Genomic DNA, 18687 nt, shown 5'->3' with positions numbered 1-18687 from the left:
GAACTTCCCCGGTGGCGCTGCGCTTACCGGGTCTACAAATCCCCGGGACAGATAAGCGTAGCGCCATCCGGCGTTATTTACGGCGCTGCTGCCCGCACCAGCCCCGGCGCCTGCCACATCGACGTGGTCAGTCCGCTGTCCACCAGCCCGAGCTGGTCCGCATATACCGCCTGCCATTTCTGCATCATGCCGTCGTACAGCTCGCGGTGCGCCGGGTTTGGCGTGAACTCGCGGCTCCATTTCACCAGCCGCTCGCCCGTCGAGGCCATATCGGCAAACAGCCCCGCGCCCGTACCCGCAGCAATCGCGCAGCCCAGCGCCGTGGCTTCTTTCACTTCCGGCACGCGCACCGGCAGGCCCGTGACGTCGCTTAAAATCTGGCTCCACAGGGCACCTTTTGACCCGCCGCCCGCAAACACCAGGCTCTCAAACGTCACGCCGGAAAAGCGTGAAATCTGCGCCAGGTTGCAGGCCGAAACAATCGCCGCGTTCTCTTCCAGGGCGCGGAACAGCGTCGCTTTATTGCATTTTTCCGGGTCGATGGAGAGGTTAATAAACGACGGCGCGGCGTGGTACCACTGCTTGAAATGCATTGCGTCGGAGAAGATTGGCATTACCCCGTGGGAGCCCGCTGGCACCCGGCTGGCCATCTCTTCCAGCAGGGAATAGGTGTCCATCCCCATCCGCTCGGCAATCAGCTTTTCCTCCGCGCAGAAGGCGTCGCGGAACCAGCGCATGGTCAGCCCGGTAAAGAAGCTGATCGACTCCGCCTGCACCATGCCGGGGATGACGTGCGGATTCACGCGGATGTTCATGTCGGGGTCGGTGCGTACCTGCGGCAGATTGACCACCTGCTGCCAGAAGGTGCCGCCCAGCACCGCCGTTTGTCCGGCGCGAACCACGCCCAGCCCCAGACAGCCCAGCTGCACGTCGCCGCCGCCCATCACCACCGGCGTGCCTTCACGCAGGCCGCACTGCTGCGCGGCCTCCCGGGTTATAGCACCCAGTACGGTGCCGGTCTCTTTTACCGGAGAGAGAATATCGGCGCGCAGCCCGGCCATGTCGAGAAGCGCCGGACGCCAGTCGCGGGAGAAGAGATCCAGCATACCGGTGGTGCCCGCATTGGACGGGTCGACCGCCAGCTCGCCGGAGAGCTTCGCCGCCAGCCAGTCGCTGATCATGGTGATAGTCGCGGCCCTGCGGTAAATATCCGGACGGTGGTGCGCCAGCCACAGCAGGCGCGGCATGGCGCTCAGCGCCAGCGTCTGGCCGGAGACGTCATACACTTCGGATTCAAAACGGTTGTCGTGGATCTCTTTGAGTTCGGCCACCTCGCGGCTGGCGCGGGCGTCGACGTTGGCGCAGGCCCAGATGGCCTCGCCGTTGCGGTCGTACAGCACAATCCCTTCGCGCATCGAGCAGCAGGCGACGGACTGAATATCCGCCGCGCTAAGCCGTGCGCGCTCCAGCGCCTGCTGAATGCACCGGCAGGCCAGCCGCCAGTTGGTGTCGAGGTCGAACTCCATCGAGCCCGGCACGTTCTCCACGCTCAGGTGCTTCCACTCGGCCTGGCCGACGGCAATCTGGTTGCCCTGCAAATCGAAAATCACGGCGCGAACGCTGCCGGTCCCTGCATCTAACGCTAAAAGGTAACTCATGAGCTTGCCTCGCTGTTAGCGCAGGGCGGGCTCTTATTTGGCCAGAGCCAGCACCGCGCGGGCTGTCGTCTCTTCCGTCACCAGGCCATTGATACGGCGACCCTTCAGTGCGGCATAAATCGCATCGGCTTTCTCTTCCCCGCCGGCCACGCCAACGATGGTGGGCAGCTGCGCCAGCTCATCAAGCGAGACGCCGAGTAATTCTTTGTGGATCTCCAGCTCCTCAACGCACTCCCCTTCGGCATTGAGGAAATAGCCGAGAATGTCGCCGACCGCGCCTTTGCGGGCGTACATCAGCTGCTCGCCTTCGCTGATATAGCCGGAGCGCAGGATCGTGGCGTCACGGCGCTGGTTTACTGAACCAATACCAACTACCGCCACGTCGGCTGCGGTGGCGGCGAGGATCACGTCCCGCACGCTGGTCTCGCGTTTTAAGATCCCGGCCACTTCGGCGGAAGACACGCGAAGCGGGGCGGGGATCATGCTGACGCTGCAGGCCGCGTCCAGCTGGCCGATACCGGTCATATACGGCCCGACGCCGCCGGACAGCGTCACGAGGCGGATCTGCTGCGAGCTGATAAACCCGCTCAGGTGCTGCAGGCTGCTCATGGTGGTTTCACCGAACCCCACCGCCAGCAGCTGGCCGGGTTCCAGCACGCCCATCAGCGACTGCGCCGCGCCAATACCTAACCGCACGTTCATCGGCGGCGTATTTAGGGCAGGCATCACGCGCACCAGCTTCAGGCCAAAGCGCTGCTGTAGCTCGGTCTCCAGCGACAGGCAGCCCTCGTACCGGGAGTTAATCTGCACGCGGATCACCCCGGACTGGCGGCCTTTCTCCAGCAGGCGGGAGATTTTTAATCGCGGCAGCCCGAGCCGCTCGCCGATATCGTTCTGGGTCAGCCCGTCGTGGTAGTAGCACCAGGCCACGCGCGCCACCAGCTCCTCTTCCGCCAGCGCCAGCCCGGCAAACCGTCCTTCTTCCGCAGTGCGTTTATCGCTCATAGTTGAACTCTTATAAAAATTTAGATCATATGTTCGTGATGACGCGGAGGGAAAGTGTGAGCCACGCGACAAAACGGATCATTTCGATCGTTTCTGGTTTATCTGAATCTCAATCGATAAAACTGTGATCCCTGCACGGTTGTAAATATAGTTCACCGTCTACGCTTTTGAACATTATTAAATCTAAAAATCATTTGTTCAATAGCGGAGCGATGATGATCCCACTTCTCGACGCGCGAAGTATCAGCAAGCAGTTCTCAGGCGTGCCGGTTCTAAAAGGCATTGATTTCACGCTGCTTGCGGGCCAGGTGCACGCGCTGATGGGCGGGAACGGCGCGGGAAAATCGACGCTGATGAAGATCATCGCCGGAGTCGAGACGCCGGATGAGGGTGAACTTTCCGTCGAGGGGCAGTCATATGCGCGGCTGACGCCCGTGCAGGCGCACAGGCTCGGCATTTACCTCGTGCCGCAGGAGCCGCTGCTGTTCCCCAACCTGACGGTGCGGGAAAACATCCTGTTCCGCCTGCCGCGCGAGCGCGGTCTGGAAAAGCGGCTGGCGGAGAAACTTGAGCAGCTGCAGTGCCGGCTGAACCTCGACGCCGCCGCCAGCACCCTGGAAGTGGCGGATCAGCAGATGGTGGAGATTCTGCGCGGATTAATGCGCAACGCCAGGATCCTGATCCTCGACGAGCCCACGGCCTCCCTCACGCCGGGCGAAACCGAACGGCTGTTTCGTCAGATCCGCGCTCTGCAGGCGCTCGGCGTCGGGATCGTGTTTATCTCGCATAAGCTGCCGGAAATTCGCATGCTGTCGAGCCACGTCTCGGTGATGCGCGACGGCGCGGTGGTGCTCAGCGGTGAAACCGCGCAGTTTGACGATAGCGCCCTGATCGCCGCCATGACGCCGGTAAGCCGCGAGAAATCCCTCAGCGATACGCAAAAGCTGTGGCTGGCGCTGCCGGGCAACCGTCGCACCCAGCCGCAGGACTTTCCGGTGCTGCGGGTGGAGGATCTTACCGGGGAAGGGTTTATCGATCTCAGCCTTGAGATCTACGCCGGGGAGATCGTCGGCCTGGCCGGGTTGGTAGGCTCCGGGCGCACCGAGTTTGCCGAAACGCTCTATGGCCTGCGGCCTGTGCGCGGGGGGCGCGTCTGGCTGGAGAACCAGGACATCACCGCCGCACCGGTAAGTTCACGTCTGGACAAAGGCCTGGTCTACCTGCCGGAAGACAGGCAGGTGTCCGGCCTGTTCCTCGACGCGCCGATCCGCTGGAACACCGTGGCGCTGAACGAGCCGTCGCTCTGGCAGCAGCGGAAAAGAGAGTCCGCGGTGGTGGAGCGCTATCACCGGGCGCTGGGGATCAAGCTCAACCATGCGGATCAAACCGTGCGCACGCTCTCCGGCGGCAACCAGCAGAAGGTGCTGCTGGCACGCTGTCTGGAGGCCAACCCGTTACTGCTGATCGTCGATGAACCGACGCGCGGCGTGGACGTCTCGGCGCGCGCCGATATCTACCAGCTTATCAAAAGCGTGGCGGCGCAGAACGTGGCGGTGCTGATGATCTCAAGCGATCTCGATGAGTTTCCCGGCCTTGCCGATCGCGTGCTGGTGATGCATCAGGGCGTACTCAGCGGCGAGCTGCCGCGCCATGCCGTCAGCCTCGATCGCATGATGGCGCTGGCGTTTGGAGGGCAATCATGAAGATCTTACTGAAAAACCGCGAGCTGAGCGCGTTTCTCGCCATTCTGGCGCTGTTCGCCGTGCTGGTGGCGCTCAATCCGTCGTACCTGAGTTTGCAGACGCTGGGGATGATCTTCGCCAGCTCGCAGATCCTGATCCTGTTGGCGATCGGCGCGGCGCTGGTGATGCTGACCCGCAATATCGACGTCTCCGTGGGGTCGACCGTCGGGCTGTCCGCCATCGCCGTCGGCGTGGCGCTGAACAGTGGCTACAGCCTGCCCGTTTCCATTCTCTTCGCGCTGTCAGTTGGCGCGCTGGCGGGGGCATTCAACGGTTTTCTGGTGGTGGGATTACGCATCCCGGCGATTGTCGCCACCCTCGGCACGCTGGGGCTGTACCGTGGAGCGATGCTGCTCTGGACGGGCGGAAAGTGGATTGAAGGGCTGCCGCCGGGGTTGAAATCCCTCTCTGAGCCTGCGGCCATCGGCGTGTCGCCCCTTGGCATGGTGGTGTTGATTATCGTGGTCACCGGCGCGTGGACGCTGTCGCGCACCGCGTTCGGGCGTGATTTCTACGCGGTGGGGGATAACCTCGCTGCCGCGCGCCAGCTGGGCGTGGCGGTGAATCGCACCCGCATGATCGCCTTTACCCTCAACGGCATGCTGGCGGCCTGCGCCGGGATTGTCTTTGCCGCACAGATTGGCTTCGTGCCCAACCAGACCGGCAGCGGGCTGGAGATGAAGGCCATCGCCGCCTGCGTACTGGGGGGCATTTCACTGCTGGGCGGCACGGGCACGCTGATCGGCGCGCTGCTCGGCGCCTTCTTCCTGACGCAAATCGACACCGTGCTGGTGCTGTTCAGGCTTCCGGCCTGGTGGAACGACTTTATCGCCGGGCTGGTGCTGCTGGGCGTGCTGGTGCTCGACGGGCGTCTGCGTCAGGCGCTGGCGCGGCATCAGCGGGCGCTGAAGTACGGTCGTTTCCAGCCGGGCAACAGAGGGGGAAAGCACGTCACCCCCTTTCCCAAACGTAAAAAAGAGGTGGCGTAAATGAGGCTTAACTGGGAAAGCGCGCTGCTCATTTTACTGGTGCTGGAGATCCTGCTCTTTGGCGCCATCAACCCGCGCATGCTCGACGTCAACATGCTGCTGTTCAGCACCAGCGACTTCATCTGCATCGGTATCGTGGCGCTGCCGCTGACGCTGGTGATCATTAGCGGCGGGATCGACATCTCCCTCGGCTCGACCATCGGCCTGTGCGCGATTGCGCTGGGGGTGATGATGCAGGCCGGGTGGCCGATGGCGGTCGCCGTTCCGCTGACGCTGCTGCTGGGACTGCTGTGCGGGCTGGTAAACGCGGCGCTGATCCACTACACCGGCATCAGCCCGCTGGTCATTACCCTCGGCACGCTCTACCTCTACGGCGGCGGCGCGCTGCTGCTTTCCGGCATGGCGGGCGCGACGGGCTACGAGGGCATCGGCGGCTTCCCGGACAGCTTCACGGCGTTCGCTAACCTCACGGTGTTGGGTCTGCCGATCCCATTGGTCTTGTTCGCGGTAATCACCGTCTTCTTCTGGCTTATTACCCACCGCGGGCGCTTTGGCCGTCATCTGTTTTTGATTGGGCAGAACCCGCGCGCGGCGCGCTATGCGGCGCTGCCGGTGAACGGCATGCCCTACATGCTGTACGGCCTGGTGGGCGTGGCCTCGGCGATTGCCGCGCTGGTGATGGTCTCCTATTTCGGCTCCGCGCGTTCGGATCTGGGGCGCGATCTTTTAATGCCTGCGCTCACCGCCGCCGTGCTCGGCGGAGCCAATATCTACGGCGGGTCAGGTTCGGTTGTCGGTACGGCGCTGGCGGCGCTGCTGGTGGGGTACCTGCAACAGGGTTTACAGATGGTCGGCATCCCCAACCAGGTGTCGAGCGCGCTGTCGGGGGCGCTGCTGGTTGTGGTGGTGATGGGGCGTTCGCTGAGTCTGCACCGCGAATGGGTGCGATCTCTCTTTAGAAAACTATCCGGAGCGTAAGATGAAAACAAAACTGCTCGTCCTGGCAATGGCCCTCAGCTTCGCTTCGGCGCAGGCGGCGGACCGCATTGCCTTTATCCCGAAGCTGGTGGGCGTCGGCTTCTTCACCAGCGGCGGCAACGGTGCGAAAGAGGCGGGGAAAGATCTTGGCGTGGACGTGACCTACGACGGCCCAACCGAGCCGAGCGTCTCCGGCCAGGTGCAGCTCATCAATAACTTCGTCAACCAGGGCTATAACGCCATTATCGTCTCCGCCGTGTCGCCGGATGGGTTGTGTCCGGCGCTGAAGCGCGCGATGCAGCGCGGCGTCAAGGTCCTGACCTGGGATTCCGACACCAAACCGGAGTGCCGCAGCATCTACATCAACCAGGGCACGCCGGAACAGCTGGGCGGCCTGCTGGTGGAGATGGCGGGCAAGCAGGTCACCAAACCGAACGCGAAAGTGGCGTTCTTCTACTCCAGCCCGACCGTTACCGATCAGAACCAGTGGGTGAAAGAGGCGAAGGCCAAAATCGAGAAAGACCATCCCCAGTGGCAGATCGTCACCACCCAGTTTGGCTATAACGACGCCACCAAATCGTTGCAGACCGCCGAAGGGATCTTAAAAGCCTATCCGGATCTGGATGCGGTCATCGCCCCGGACGCCAACGCGCTTCCTGCTGCCGCGCAGGCGGCAGAAAACCTGAAGCGGGAAGGGGTGGCGATTGTCGGGTTCAGCACGCCGAACGTGATGCGCCCGTACGTTGAGCGCGGCACGGTGAAGGCCTTCGGCCTGTGGGACGTGGTGCAACAGGGCAAAATTGCGGTCAATGTCGCCGATCGTTTGCTGAAAAAAGGCGATCTTAACGTCGGCGACAGCGTGGACGTGAAAAATATCGGGACGCTGAAGGTCGAGCCGAACAGCGTGCAGGGCTACCAGTATGAGGCGAAGGGCAACGGCATCGTGCTGCTGCCGGAACGCGTGGTGTTCACCAAAGAGAACATCAGCAAATACGATTTCTGACGGGGGAGCAAATGGCTGATTTAGACGACATCAAAGACGGCAAGGATTTTGGCATCGGCACGCCGCAGCAAAATGTGCCGTTCACCCTGAAGGGCTGCGGCTCGCTGGACTGGGGCATGCAGTCGCGGCTGGCGCGCATCTTCAATCCGCAGAGCAACCGTACGGTGATGCTGGCCTTTGACCACGGCTACTTTCAGGGGCCGACTACCGGCCTTGAGCGTATCGACCTCTCTATCGCGCCGCTGTTTGGTGAAACCGACGTGCTGATGTGTACCCGCGGCATCCTCAGGAGCCAGGTGCCCGCCGCGACGAACAAACCGGTGGTGCTGCGCGCCTCCGGCGGTAACTCGATTCTGGGCGAACTTTCCAACGAGTGCGTGGCGGTGGCGATGGAAGATGCCCTGCGCCTGAACGTCTGCGCGGTGGCGGCGCAGGTGTACATCGGAAGCGAGTTTGAACATCAGTCGATCAACAACATCATCAAGCTTGTCGATGCAGGGGCGCGCTACGGCATGCCGACGCTGGCGGTGACGGGCGTGGGGAAAGAGATGGCGCGTGACGCTCGGTATTTCTCGCTGGCAAGCCGCATCGCCGCCGAAATGGGGGCGCAGTTCGTCAAAACCTACTACGTGGATGAGGGTTTTGAAAAAGTGACCGCCAGCTGCCCGGTGCCGATCGTTATCGCAGGGGGCAAAAAGCTGCCGGAGCACGAGGCGCTGGAGATGTGCTGGCGCGCGATAGACCAGGGCGCGTCCGGCGTGGACATGGGGCGCAACATCTTCCAGTCCAGCGCGCCGCTCGCCATGCTGAAGGCGGTGAAGAAAGTGGTGCACGATAGCTGGAATGCCCGTGATGCGTTCCAGTTCTGGCAGGAAGAGAAACAGGGAGAAGCAAAATGAACGTGACGCTGGTAGAGATCAACATTAAGCCCGAGCGGGTGGACGAGTTTCTGGAGGTGTTTCGCGCCAACCACGAGGGCGCAATCCAGGAGCCGGGGAACCTGCGTTTTGACGTATTGCAGGACCCGAGGGTGAAAACCCGGTTCTTTATCTACGAAGCCTATAAAGACGAAGAGGCGGTGCTGGCGCATAAGCAAACCCCGCACTATCTCGCGTGCGTGGATAAGCTGGAGGAGCTGATGTCGGAGCCACGCAAAAAACGCAGCTTTGTCGGGTTATTGCCGGAGTAATGGTCTTGCCCGGTGGCGCTGCGCTTACCGGGCTTTTGGGGAAAAGGTGGAATGGTTTTGTAGGCCGGATGAGCGTAGCCCGCCCGGCTTTTGATTTTGCTTTACTGCGCTTTTTTGGCTGCGTCCTGCATCTCTTTCATTTTTTGTGCGGCCGCTTGCTGGCTTTGGCGTAGGTTTTCGCTCGCGGCAACCAGAAACTCAGGATGATTAGCCAGGTAGATAGATATCGCTTCACCCATTTTTTCCGGATGGGCGGTAAAGTAATCCTCGGCGATTTTGCCGATTTCCGTCTTCTGCTCAGCGGTAAACTCAGCGGCCTGGCTCAGCGCCGGTGCGGTCAGTGTGACGAAAACGGTCAGAACGAGGAAGGGGTGCTTTATGAAAAACATGATGGGTACTCATTTCAGATTAAGGATGTTAACCACGGGCGGCATAACCCGGCCATAGTCGTTTATGGTTTGCCAGCGTATTTCGCAGCGAGGCGCCTTCTGGCACTCGTCCATTGTTCGCTGGCTAAAAGGGGCAATGATGCCCGCGTTATCAATGGATTGGTTGTTAATACGCGTCTGGAAGAGTGTCACGTAGTAGGGGGTCGGGTTCTTCACCACGAGCTGGTTTGCTGAATATGACCAGAGGATTTCCCGATACGCGTTTTCTGGATTGCCGTTTAATCCCTCAGGGCGATAGAACACTTTGAAGCTCGAACGTACGGCCATTTGCACGTTGTCGCTGCTGGTCTTACTGGCTGGAATGGTTGAGATGCTGAGGGTGAAAAGCGTTTCACGGTCAGCAGGCAACCCCTCATCGGCACGAAAAATCCTGATGCTATTTTCGCGTCCGCCCTGTAGTGCAAAAAGCGCGGGCGTTGCAACAAGCGCCGAGGTCGCCTGGGGGACAGAGGTTGCCCCTGGCCAGTTTCCGCCAGCATAAATTTTTGCGCTGACCAGCCAGGGAAGCGTGGATTTATTGCGCACTGAAACGGTAATGGAGTGCTGTTTTTCAGGATAGACGAAGCGTGTCCCCCCTATCACGACGCCTGCATGCGCAAAAGAGATGAACGTTAAGAGTGCTAAAACAGGGATCAGGATGCGCAGTTTCATCACGGTGTCATCAGGCATAAGTCAAAATAAAGGTTGCTGCAGCATTGGCTGTTCCGGGCGATACAGCGCCCCCGTCAGCAAGATAACGGGCATAAAAATCAAGGGTGGCAGTAAGCTGGTTATTTGACAGCGTAAACAGCTGGCTTTCATCGCCCAGCGGTATAAGCGTTTTGTCCGGATTATAAATACCGATAGCCACGCCGCTGGCATAACCCGGACCGCCTGTCAGCGAAAGCAAATCTGCATTGCCCTGATTGGGTGTGCCTTCAAAATGGGTACTGATGTTATTCAACCCTGCGCCGCAGTTTTCAAGATTGATAGCAAAATGTTCCCATGGCGTATTATTTTTCTGGTTCGTAAATTGCCCTGTGGCGACGTCGCTCATATGAACGATAAGATTTTCCGAATCAGGCGATATGATGCAGGTTTTGCTTTTTACGGTGCCTACAATATAAACGGTCCCGTCGTGTGCCATTGTACTCGCACTGCCCAGGTGCATCAGAATAATGCAGAAGAAAAATAACCGGAGAAACGGTTTCATTCATATTCCTTACTGATAAAGCAGGTCAAAATACATAACGGCAGTCGCATTTCCTGACGTCACAACGGGCAGCGTGGATTTATAGTGCAAATAAAACGTGAGCGTGTTATCCCCCGGCAGCAGCGGATAAAGCGAGGACTCCGTATTATTGATCGGTATTGGGGTGCGATTGGAATCCAGTAGCTCAACGCCGAGGCCCGTTGCCATCCTGCCAGGCGTTCCCTTTCCGTTATCTGAAAGTGCCAGCAATGTCGGGTTGTTCGCATCCACATTCCCGGTAAACCAAACTTTGGTGCCGGTAATGGCGCGGGTGCAACCTTTCAACGTGATATCAAACTTTGTATCCGGCGTTGTGGTGCCAACCGACGGGAAATCATCCGCGGTAAAGTCACCGAGTTCGACCGTCTGCTCAACGCTGCCTGTGTCGACGTTGCAGGACTCCCCCACGATGGTGCCGATAAACTGAACATTGAAACTGTCATTATCTGCTCTGGCGGTCTGTAAGGACAACGCCAGATTTGCCAGCAGAAACAGGAGAAAATTGCGCTTTTTCATCACCCAATCCTTATGCGAAATCAACGCGTAACAAGGCCAGAGCGGTGAACACGCCCAGTTCCGGGGAATTGCCCGTTGTGCTGATAGGATATGCTTTCAGCGTCACGTTGGCCTTGCCCGCCTCATCAGTCGTAAAAGGTGCGCTACTTGAAAAGACATTCGGTTTCAATATGTTGTCTTGCTCACTGGTAACCACGACGGCAACATCAGGATTATCCGATGCCAGCGCTTCCGGGTAGCGAGGGTCCGATGTGCCCATAACGCGCAAGGTTAATTGTGCCGGCGAGTTCACATCAGCATTACATTCAATGGGCACATTAAAGGTTTTGGGTTGAGCGTTGTCCGGCATCTGCCCGGCGCGCGTAAAATCACCGTGATAAAGAGAACCCAGATCCACCGTTACGGTTTGCCCGGCATTAATGACGCAGTTTTGCGGCACGGTAATGACGCCACTGTAGGTAATCTGGTAGACAATATTGGTCAGGCGATCGTTATTCGTCGTGGTGACGTACACATTGAACATCAATTTTGGCGGGATAACCACGGTGCCGATAAAAGGCCTGACAATTTGTAATTTAAAGATCAGGTCATTATCGTTGACCGGGAAAACGCCGCCGGTATCCACTTCATCGTGGCCGCCCATGTGAACGTACTCAATGGGGGGATAAAACTCACCAATGGTTGCGTCATTTATTTTCATGGCGCCAATAATATAATCCGGGTCAAGCTGGAGATATTTCCATTCACCATCCGTTTTGACGACCGGAAAAGGGCTCAAATAGGAGCGATAGGTGCGTTTTTCCCACTCACCCGGTGGACAGGTGGCGTTAACCTGCACATCCTGATTTTTTTCCAGCTCTGTGGAGCCACCTTTAATGTTCTGATTGGTGTTCAGCGTGGTGGTCAAATCATAGTTAACAATCGAGATGCCACCGTTAGCATTTTTACAAATATCGGCTATTCCATAAGGTGAGAATGCCAGCCCGACCACATAAAATAAAATCATCCATAATTTCATTTATATACACTCCATTTTCAACCGCAGCAGCGGCTGTTTACTTTCAGGTAATTGATACTTCACGCTACATTGCTTGTCTGACCCTTCACCCCACTGAATTTTCAGCGTTCCCGCCGGGCTCAGGCCAGAGAGATAGACCTCTCCGTCTTCACCCACAATCGTATCGCTGCCATTGTCATCACGTGACACCATGGCACCGAAAGGAACGGGTTTGCCCCGATGGGTTAAGGTCATTAACGCACGCGTACCAGGCCGGGCTTTGAAGGTTGCCCGCACAACCGCGCCACGGGTTGGGACCACATTGGTTACGGCATCATCGATATCCATATCGTCAGCCAGTGAGTTGATGTCCAGTGCCATGCGGTTGAGATGATACGAGGACGCGTAGGGAACCACGGCATAGCCTCTCCAGTCGGTATGAATACCCGGCTCGTTCTCGACCTTGACGTTACTCGCGCCCGGAGCGGCAATCAGCACATTGGTATCACCCAGCGGCTGGCTAAGGGTGATGCCGTTCCGGTGAGCAATGACGCCGCCGCTCAAACCGTAGTTCACCTGCTGGTAGTCGCCGTTTCCGCTGTAGTTATAGCCCACGTTCGCATTGCCATAGGCGCTATCGTATTCAAGGCTGCTGGAGCCTTGTGATTTTGTCCCCTGGCTTGAATACCCTTCCTGAACGCTGTAGCTCAGGTTGTTATCCTCAAGCAATGTGCCGTTGATCCCGGCATTTTGCGAGGTTTCACCCTTTTTGTCGGTGCTGATGTTGTAGGTGGCATAAGCATAGTTATGCTTCTGGCTGACATCGTTTTGTGGACGCAGCCACAGGCGCAATGGCAGCGACAAATTCAGCGCGTAAATCTCGTCGCTTTTCGACATGCCCGGTGATTTGTTGTAGTTGTAGGACAGGCTGTAGGACACATCTTTAATGGTCCCGCTAAAGCCTACCTGGAGTAGCGTATTTTTTTCATCGGTATGCCAGTAGGTCTGTTGGCTGCCCGTGACAAAGAGCGAACCTGCATGACCAAGCTGCTGAGAGATGTTGAACTGAACCTTTCCTCGCTTGGTGTAGTACAGATTGTAATAATCCATCCAGGGATTTTGCTGTTCGGTATCGTTGTCCTCGTGGTCACCTGTGTAGCCGCGCATTTGCTTATAGGCTGTTTCATCCAGTGAATAGAATCCCGATGTCGAGTACCGGTAGCCCAGCAGCTGAAAGTTAGTGCCGAGGCCGTTAAGGGATTTTGCATACAGAAAACGGATCGATTGCCCTGAATGCGTGCTGTCATCCGCCAGCGTGCTCTTCGCGTGAGTCACATCCGCAGAGATAGCGCCCAGTTCACCCATATTCAGGCCGGTGCCGAATGCCAGCGAGTGGTAATTGTTGGTTATCTGCGATCCGCTATACAGCGTGAAGCCATGCGAAAGCCCCCAGATTAGAGATCCCTGAACGAAATTAACCTCGTCCTGTTGATCGCTGCTGCTGCGGTATTCGGCTGCTGTTAATGCGTACTTTACGCGGCCTTCACGCTGGAGTACGGGAACGGTGGAATAAGGCACGGAATAGCTGTTGATGCTACCGTCAGATTCTTTTACCTCAACACTGAGGTCACCGCTTGAGGACGTGGGAAACAGGTCGCTAATCGCAAATGCACCCGGTGGAACATAGCTTTGATAAATGGTGTAGCCATTTTGCTTAATGGTTACCTGAGCATTGCTTTTTGCGATACCCCGGATCGTGGGCGCGAAACCCTTCAGGCTATCGGGCAGCATATTGTCATCAGAGGCGATTTGCGCACCGCGAAAAGGGAGGCTGTCAAATACGTCTGATGGGGTGTAGCTGTCGCCCAGCGTCAGTCTTCCTTTCAGCGGAATGACCGCGCGTTCAACATAGGTATTAATGTGCTGCCAGTTGTCGCTGCGTGAGTCATCGCTGTTGTGATAATTCCAGCTTGAGTAATCCCTTAACCGCCACGGGCCAAGGTTCAACCCGCTGTTAAGCCCGAGGAAATAGCTTTTACTGGTTGAGTTGCTCTCCCCCCGATCGCGGCTACGAGAGCCGGTGAAGTTATAATTCAGCAGGAGGGCATTAATGCCTTCATCCCATTGTTCAGGCGGAATGTATCCGCGTACGCTATTCCTCAGGGCGGCTTGCGGGATACTGATATCCAGCCGCTGATGCTCAAAATCAAAGGTAGTTGATGAGGCGGGAATGATTGACGCAATATCAATACAGCTGTCCGTCTTTTCCGCCGTCAGGGCAGGAAACGCCTGAAGGTTAACGCCCAGGTTTTCCAGTGCTTTTGCTGATAAACAGGCGGTCAGACCGGTATCATCCGCCTGCGGTTGTGCCGTCGACGCCGTATTTCTTGCCGTAAAGGTGATATCGCGAGTCGCCACAAACGCCCCGTTAAGCCAGAGATCGACACGATAGACGCCAGGTGCCTGGCCATTGGTGGAAAACCGCGACAGGTCAGCAACGGCAGAGGGATCGCTAGACAAAAATGCCGGGTTGAAAAAATATTCTGCACTTGCATCTGATGGCGATAGCAATCCTGCTATCGCCATCGCCACTGGCGTAAGGGATGTTAAAGAAAATGTGCTAAAAATCAGTGATGTATTACGTTTCATCTCTTTTCCCTGCAGTAAATGCTAAGTACTTCCTTCCTTGAAGACAAAATGCAGGTCTGCTATTTCATTTCAGGTTGTTAATGGGAACAAATCTGCGTAGGGGTATTTGCGCCGAAATCATTCACTGTCTGGAATTTCACACTGCCGGAACCGCCGCCGGGGATATCCACCGTCAACGTGTTTTTAGGTGCGACCATTGAATTGGGAAGACGGGTTCCCCCAACAAAGAACTGCACCAACGATACGTAATACGGTGATGGATTCGTTATGATGACTTTTCCATTTTCTGTCCGACACGTCAGCGTTTTGGGCGCATCCACGGAAAGGGATGTTAATTTCTTAGGGCGAATGAATAACTTAATCACACTCTGTGTTGCTATTTGCAGCGTATTGCCCTGAAGCTTATTTTTATCGACAGACGGAATAGCCTTGCTGTTCAGATAGAAAACAGTTTCGCGATCGGCAGGAAGGTCGGGGCCGATATACATAATACGCAGCGTGTTCTCTTTCTTGGGGTGGATAACAAACAACGGTGGCGTAAGGATAAAGTCTGGTGACTTGATACCCTCAACGTTGGCTACCCATGATTGTATTAAGAACGTATTGTCTGCCGACGAATTGATCACCGGTAATGAAACCTGTTTATCCCCCTGCGGATAAATGACGCGGGTAGCCCCTAAAGCAATTCCACCTGCAGAGGCATTCGTTGCCAGACCCATTGTCAGCAGCAACGTACCAGCCATCATCAGGCGAGACAAAGACGTAGGTGATGTGTTCATTTGCATTGTTCCCTCAATTCTCATGACGAGGCACTCGGGCCTCTGAGTGTTTTACTGGTAGACGACGTTAAACCATACCTGGGCGTCGGCCGTACCAGCCTGAACGTGCGGTTGTGTGGAGCGGTATTTCGCCATAAAACGCAGAACATTGGCGCCGTTCTGCAAGGGGGCGTACCAGGGCGGGGCTGTATCCGGAATAAGTAGATGGCCGGTTGCGTCAAATATTCCCACACCAATCCCCTGCGCTGCGCCTGCGCCATAACCTGCGCGAAAAATTTGCGGGTCTTTTGCATCGGACTCGCCGCTGAACAGTACGCCCGCACGTTGACTGACGCTGGTATCGCAGTCTTCTAGCGTTATCTGAAAGGCTGTTGGTGCTGCCCAATCGCCCGTTGCGGCAAATTCGTTATTGCGTATTTGGCCCATACGCACAATCTGGTCCTGACTTTCTGCACTGACGGAACAGCCGGTGTTGACGACTTGCCCCTGAAAATGCACGCTTCCGTCGTCAATTGCCGAGGCGGGCAGTGCAACGCACAGCAATACGCTGAAAAACAGCACTGATTGCCTGGTGACCTGTCGCATAGTGACTCCGTTTCGATGGATCGGCAAAACACCCCCGAATCAGATTCCGAGGGTGTTACTGCAGCTAACGAATCAGGAGTAAACCATCTGGAATGTTGCAGTCGAGGATACGTTACCCGGCGTGGCCGCACCGGTAGCGATGTAGTCAACGCTCAGCGGGATGGTGTTCTCGCCATTGATCAGCTTCACGTTGGAGGAGGTATCACCGATATTGAGTACGTTACCATCCGGTCCGAACAGTTGCAGTGCGACGTTAGTTGCTGAGCCAGCTCCCGCTGTGTTAGCCAGTGAACCTGCCAGTGCTGCGTCTTGCTGACCGTTGAAAATCACAGCGGCGTTCTGGCTTACCGTGGTGTCACAATCTTCCAGAACGATTTTGAAATCTTCTTTCTGGTTCGCCTGCATTCCTTTTGTCGTCAATTTCACAGTACGAACCTGGCTCAGCGTTACAGTCTGATCTACGGAGTCAGCTGCGACCGAACATGCAGCATTAACAACCTGGCCAACGAAGTTAACCGTACCGCCAGAAACCGTGACGGTGTCTGCCTGTGCGTTCATCGCTACGCCACTTACCATTGCCGTTGCAATGACCATTGCTAAAACGTGCTTTTTCATACAAATCCTTTTAAATAAACATCTTTCTGTCAAATTGAAATTGAGTAAAAGCTATATGCTTTCACAGCGTGAACTTGAATAACGTTTAACAAGTTCCGTTATTTAGAATATGCATTTCGCATAATGGACGGGCTTATTGAAAAGCTCTTTTCATCATGTTTATGATGTTCCGCGGCAGGTATTCTAGGAGTCGTGAAATATTATTTCAATGTATGGTGGTATAATATGCCGTTAGTTTTTTTTAGGTATAATATTAGAATTAATTAATATTTTTGAATGATGTGAGTGGTGGTGTTTTTACCGGATTTTAACAATGGGCGCCCTGTTTGCGGTCAAATAGATAAAGGTGGTGTATGGATATCGGTTTGGTTGCAAAAAAATCATGTAAGAGAAAAGGAACTTTATAATTTTAAAAGTATAAATGTATGTCTGAAATATAATACTATTATTTCAATTTGTAATATTTATACCAGAAAAATGAAATCCCCCTCAGTTAAGAGGGGGGATTGATCAGATCTCTTCTACGCGCACTCTGAGTGCTGCCAGCGCTTTACGTGCCGCTTTTAGCACCTGCTCACACTGCTCAATGGTCAGCGTAAGCGGCGGTTCAATACGAATGGTTTTTGCGTTATTAAGCGTTCCGGCCACCAGCACTCGCTGCCTGAACATCTCGCTCGCGAAGCTGTAGCCGATTTCGTTATCAACGAACTCAATCGCCATCAGCATCCCTTTGCCGCGCGCTTCCTGCACAAGGTCAGGGTATTCCCGGCCCAGCTGGCGGAAGCCGTCCAGCAGCATGTCGCCTTTTTGCTCCGCCTGCGCAGGCAGGTTTTGCTCCAGCAGCACGTTGATGGTCGCCAGCGCCGCCGCACAGGCCAGCGGGTTACCGCCAAAGGTGGTGGTATGCAGGAACGGATTGTCGAACAGCACCGAGAAGACTTCTTCGGTGGCGACCGTCGCGCCAATCGGCATCACGCCGCCGCCGAGCGCTTTCGCCAGGCACAGAATGTCCGGCTGCACGTTTTCATGCTCGCAGGCGAACATCTTGCCGGTACGCCCCATGCCGGTCTGGACTTCGTCGAGGATCAGCAGCGCGCCAAACTCGTCGCACAGCTGACGCACGGCAGGCAGATAGCCCTGCGGAGGGAGGATGACGCCGCCTTCACCCTGAATGGGCTCCAGGATCACCGCCGCCACGTCATCGCCGGTTTTACGGCATTCACTCAGCACGGTGCGCATGGCGTTAATGTCGCCGAACGGCACGTGGCGGAAGCCCGGCAGCAGCGGCATAAACGGTTTACGGAAAGTGGATTTAGCGGTCGCCGACAGTGCGCCGAGGGATTTACCGTGGAACGCGCCGCTGGTGGCGATAAAGGTGAATTTCCCGCGCGGCGACTGGTACGCTTTGGCGAGCTTAATCGCCGCTTCGACCGATTCTGTGCCGCTGTTGCTGAAGAAGCTGTATTTCAGTTTGCCGGGCGTTAAGGCCGCCAGCGTTTTCGCGAGCATGGCGCGAAGCGGGTCGAGCAGTTCCTGGCTATGGAGAGGTTGTTTCGCAAGTTGATTCTGTACGGCGGAAACCACAACTGGATTACGGTGCCCCACGTTGAAAATTCCAAAACCTCCCAGGCAATCGATAAACTCCTGTCCCTGGGTGTCGACAAGCGTGTTGAGACTTCCCGCTTGCCACTCTACGGCTCCGTAATCCCCGCCGGCGGTAACAGATTTGCGATACTCCAGAAACCCTGGATTGACGTGCTCTTTAAAGTAATCGATGACCTCACGGTTAAGTTGTTTCATCTCCTCATGATCAAGCGTTCGCTTCTCAATGAGATTCAGTGCGTGCGCGGTACAGGCAAGAGCCGAGGCGCTGGAAGGTAACCTGTTCAAAATGTGCTCCCGGGGATCGCGTATCACATGATACTGGTTTAAGTATTGCAGGGATTACGCCACTTCAGAGGCCTTAACGAAAATCGGGATAAACGCCAGGTTAAAATAATGTTGCACAATATTTAATCATGCCGAAAGAAGCCAAACGGGATTTAGCGGTACGGGGCAGCAAGTATAAAGAAAGGGGGGAAGAGCGTCGCTGCACTAAAGAGGTGCATACGCTGCAACTTAAGCGGGCATTAACAGGTCATACTTTGTCGGTAATTTCTTTGCGAAAGTATTTGAAATCAATGAATTAAAATATCGTACAAAAAGTATGGTTTAAGTCAAATCTGCGATCTTCATCAAGTTTAACAACTAAAGATAAATTGTTTACCGCCGAAAAAACATTGACCCACAAAATTAACATTCA

18 protein-coding genes are annotated in these 18687 nt (G+C 56.0%); 6 read left to right on the top strand and 12 right to left on the bottom strand.

Annotation, left to right across the window (positions count from 1 at the left end; genetic code table 11):
* Positions 1-77 precede the first annotated feature (77 nt).
* Together lsrK and lsrR are read right to left on the bottom strand one after the other, a co-directional pair.
* Positions 78-1658, bottom strand: a complete 1581-nt coding sequence (gene lsrK / locus AA74_RS0112675; protein ID WP_025912533.1) for an autoinducer-2 kinase — start codon at positions 1656-1658, stop codon at positions 78-80.
* Between the two features lie 33 nt (positions 1659-1691).
* Entirely contained in the window at positions 1692-2663 is a 972-nt protein-coding gene (gene lsrR, locus AA74_RS0112670) for a transcriptional regulator LsrR (RefSeq protein ID WP_008503156.1), read from the bottom strand.
* Between the two features lie 215 nt (positions 2664-2878).
* Here lsrR and lsrA point away from each other — a divergent pair, with 215 nt between their 5' ends.
* Genes lsrA through lsrG form a run of 6 tightly spaced genes read left to right on the top strand, consistent with a single transcriptional unit; the run spans position 2879 to position 8564 of the window.
* Entirely contained in the window at positions 2879-4366 is a 1488-nt protein-coding gene (gene lsrA / locus AA74_RS0112665; RefSeq protein WP_025912532.1) for an autoinducer 2 ABC transporter ATP-binding protein LsrA, read from the top strand.
* Positions 4363-5394: an autoinducer 2 ABC transporter permease LsrC gene (gene lsrC / locus AA74_RS0112660; protein WP_023326139.1), complete on the top strand. Its 1032-nt coding sequence runs from the start codon at positions 4363-4365 to the stop codon at positions 5392-5394. Before lsrA ends, lsrC begins: the two co-directional genes overlap by 4 nt.
* Entirely contained in the window at positions 5395-6372 is a 978-nt protein-coding gene (lsrD, locus tag AA74_RS0112655) for an autoinducer 2 ABC transporter permease LsrD (RefSeq protein WP_025912530.1), read from the top strand.
* 1 nt (position 6373) lies between these two features.
* Complete coding sequence (gene lsrB, locus AA74_RS0112650) at positions 6374-7375, top strand: autoinducer 2 ABC transporter substrate-binding protein LsrB (RefSeq protein WP_025912529.1); 1002 nt, start codon at positions 6374-6376, stop codon at positions 7373-7375.
* Between the two features lie 11 nt (positions 7376-7386).
* On the top strand, positions 7387-8274 hold the full coding sequence (lsrF, locus tag AA74_RS0112645; protein ID WP_023344950.1) for a 3-hydroxy-5-phosphonooxypentane-2,4-dione thiolase: 888 nt from the start codon (positions 7387-7389) through the stop codon (positions 8272-8274).
* On the top strand, positions 8271-8564 hold the full coding sequence (gene lsrG, locus AA74_RS0112640) for a (4S)-4-hydroxy-5-phosphonooxypentane-2,3-dione isomerase (RefSeq protein ID WP_008503162.1): 294 nt from the start codon (positions 8271-8273) through the stop codon (positions 8562-8564). The genes lsrF and lsrG overlap by 4 nt, the downstream gene beginning before the upstream one ends.
* A gap of 101 nt (positions 8565-8665) precedes the next feature.
* Here lsrG and AA74_RS0112635 read toward each other — a convergent pair whose 3' ends face one another.
* From AA74_RS0112635 to ygjG, 10 genes are all read right to left on the bottom strand, one after another.
* The gene (locus AA74_RS0112635) at positions 8666-8953 is read right to left on the bottom strand and encodes a hypothetical protein (RefSeq protein ID WP_021242358.1); all 288 of its coding nucleotides are present in this window, start codon (positions 8951-8953) and stop codon (positions 8666-8668) included.
* A 9-nt stretch (positions 8954-8962) separates the two neighbouring features.
* Entirely contained in the window at positions 8963-9664 is a 702-nt protein-coding gene (locus AA74_RS0112630) for a fimbria/pilus periplasmic chaperone (protein ID WP_025912528.1), read from the bottom strand.
* A gap of 10 nt (positions 9665-9674) precedes the next feature.
* On the bottom strand, positions 9675-10205 hold the full coding sequence (locus AA74_RS0112625) for a fimbrial protein (protein WP_025912527.1): 531 nt from the start codon (positions 10203-10205) through the stop codon (positions 9675-9677).
* 9 nt (positions 10206-10214) lie between these two features.
* Positions 10215-10760 carry a fimbrial protein gene (locus AA74_RS0112620; RefSeq protein ID WP_008503166.1) on the bottom strand — a complete coding sequence of 182 codons (546 nt, stop codon included), beginning with the start codon at positions 10758-10760 and terminating at the stop codon, positions 10215-10217.
* A 10-nt stretch (positions 10761-10770) separates the two neighbouring features.
* A complete protein-coding gene (locus AA74_RS0112615) occupies positions 10771-11778 on the bottom strand; it encodes a fimbrial protein (RefSeq protein ID WP_008503167.1) in 1008 nt (335 codons plus the stop codon).
* Entirely contained in the window at positions 11779-14406 is a 2628-nt protein-coding gene (locus AA74_RS0112610) for a fimbrial biogenesis usher protein (RefSeq protein ID WP_025912526.1), read from the bottom strand.
* Positions 14407-14483: 77 nt separating this feature from the next.
* Positions 14484-15191 (bottom strand): fimbria/pilus periplasmic chaperone, encoded by a 708-nt coding sequence (locus AA74_RS0112605; protein WP_008503169.1) that lies wholly within the window; start codon positions 15189-15191, stop codon positions 14484-14486.
* Between the two features lie 45 nt (positions 15192-15236).
* A complete protein-coding gene (locus tag AA74_RS0112600) occupies positions 15237-15770 on the bottom strand; it encodes a fimbrial protein (RefSeq protein WP_021242352.1) in 534 nt (177 codons plus the stop codon).
* A 72-nt stretch (positions 15771-15842) separates the two neighbouring features.
* The gene (locus AA74_RS0112595) at positions 15843-16385 is read right to left on the bottom strand and encodes a fimbrial protein BcfA (RefSeq protein WP_008503171.1); all 543 of its coding nucleotides are present in this window, start codon (positions 16383-16385) and stop codon (positions 15843-15845) included.
* A 510-nt stretch (positions 16386-16895) separates the two neighbouring features.
* Positions 16896-18275, bottom strand: coding sequence for a putrescine aminotransferase (gene ygjG / locus AA74_RS0112590; RefSeq protein ID WP_008503172.1), 1380 nt, complete (start codon positions 18273-18275; stop codon positions 16896-16898).
* Positions 18276-18687: the final 412 nt, after the last annotated feature.

Source organism: Enterobacter sp. 5-4 (assembly GCF_000612205.1).
In the GTDB taxonomy this organism is placed as follows: domain Bacteria; phylum Pseudomonadota; class Gammaproteobacteria; order Enterobacterales; family Enterobacteriaceae; genus Enterobacter; species Enterobacter roggenkampii.
This window is presented reverse-complemented; position numbering and strand designations above follow the sequence as displayed.

Coding starts and splice junctions, on each gene's coding strand:
- lsrK (WP_025912533.1), bottom strand. CDS start 1,658: ATGAGTTACCTTTTAGCGTTAGATGCAGGGACCGGCAGCGTTCGCGCC.
- lsrR (WP_008503156.1), bottom strand. CDS start 2,663: ATGAGCGATAAACGCACTGCGGAAGAAGGACGGTTTGCCGGGCTGGCG.
- lsrA (WP_025912532.1), top strand. CDS start 2,879: ATGATCCCACTTCTCGACGCGCGAAGTATCAGCAAGCAGTTCTCAGGC.
- lsrC (WP_023326139.1), top strand. CDS start 4,363: ATGAAGATCTTACTGAAAAACCGCGAGCTGAGCGCGTTTCTCGCCATT.
- lsrD (WP_025912530.1), top strand. CDS start 5,395: ATGAGGCTTAACTGGGAAAGCGCGCTGCTCATTTTACTGGTGCTGGAG.
- lsrB (WP_025912529.1), top strand. CDS start 6,374: ATGAAAACAAAACTGCTCGTCCTGGCAATGGCCCTCAGCTTCGCTTCG.
- lsrF (WP_023344950.1), top strand. CDS start 7,387: ATGGCTGATTTAGACGACATCAAAGACGGCAAGGATTTTGGCATCGGC.
- lsrG (WP_008503162.1), top strand. CDS start 8,271: ATGAACGTGACGCTGGTAGAGATCAACATTAAGCCCGAGCGGGTGGAC.
- AA74_RS0112635 (WP_021242358.1), bottom strand. CDS start 8,953: ATGTTTTTCATAAAGCACCCCTTCCTCGTTCTGACCGTTTTCGTCACA.
- AA74_RS0112630 (WP_025912528.1), bottom strand. CDS start 9,664: ATGAAACTGCGCATCCTGATCCCTGTTTTAGCACTCTTAACGTTCATC.
- AA74_RS0112625 (WP_025912527.1), bottom strand. CDS start 10,205: ATGAAACCGTTTCTCCGGTTATTTTTCTTCTGCATTATTCTGATGCAC.
- AA74_RS0112620 (WP_008503166.1), bottom strand. CDS start 10,760: ATGAAAAAGCGCAATTTTCTCCTGTTTCTGCTGGCAAATCTGGCGTTG.
- AA74_RS0112615 (WP_008503167.1), bottom strand. CDS start 11,778: ATGAAATTATGGATGATTTTATTTTATGTGGTCGGGCTGGCATTCTCA.
- AA74_RS0112610 (WP_025912526.1), bottom strand. CDS start 14,406: ATGAAACGTAATACATCACTGATTTTTAGCACATTTTCTTTAACATCC.
- AA74_RS0112605 (WP_008503169.1), bottom strand. CDS start 15,191: ATGCAAATGAACACATCACCTACGTCTTTGTCTCGCCTGATGATGGCT.
- AA74_RS0112600 (WP_021242352.1), bottom strand. CDS start 15,770: ATGCGACAGGTCACCAGGCAATCAGTGCTGTTTTTCAGCGTATTGCTG.
- AA74_RS0112595 (WP_008503171.1), bottom strand. CDS start 16,385: ATGAAAAAGCACGTTTTAGCAATGGTCATTGCAACGGCAATGGTAAGT.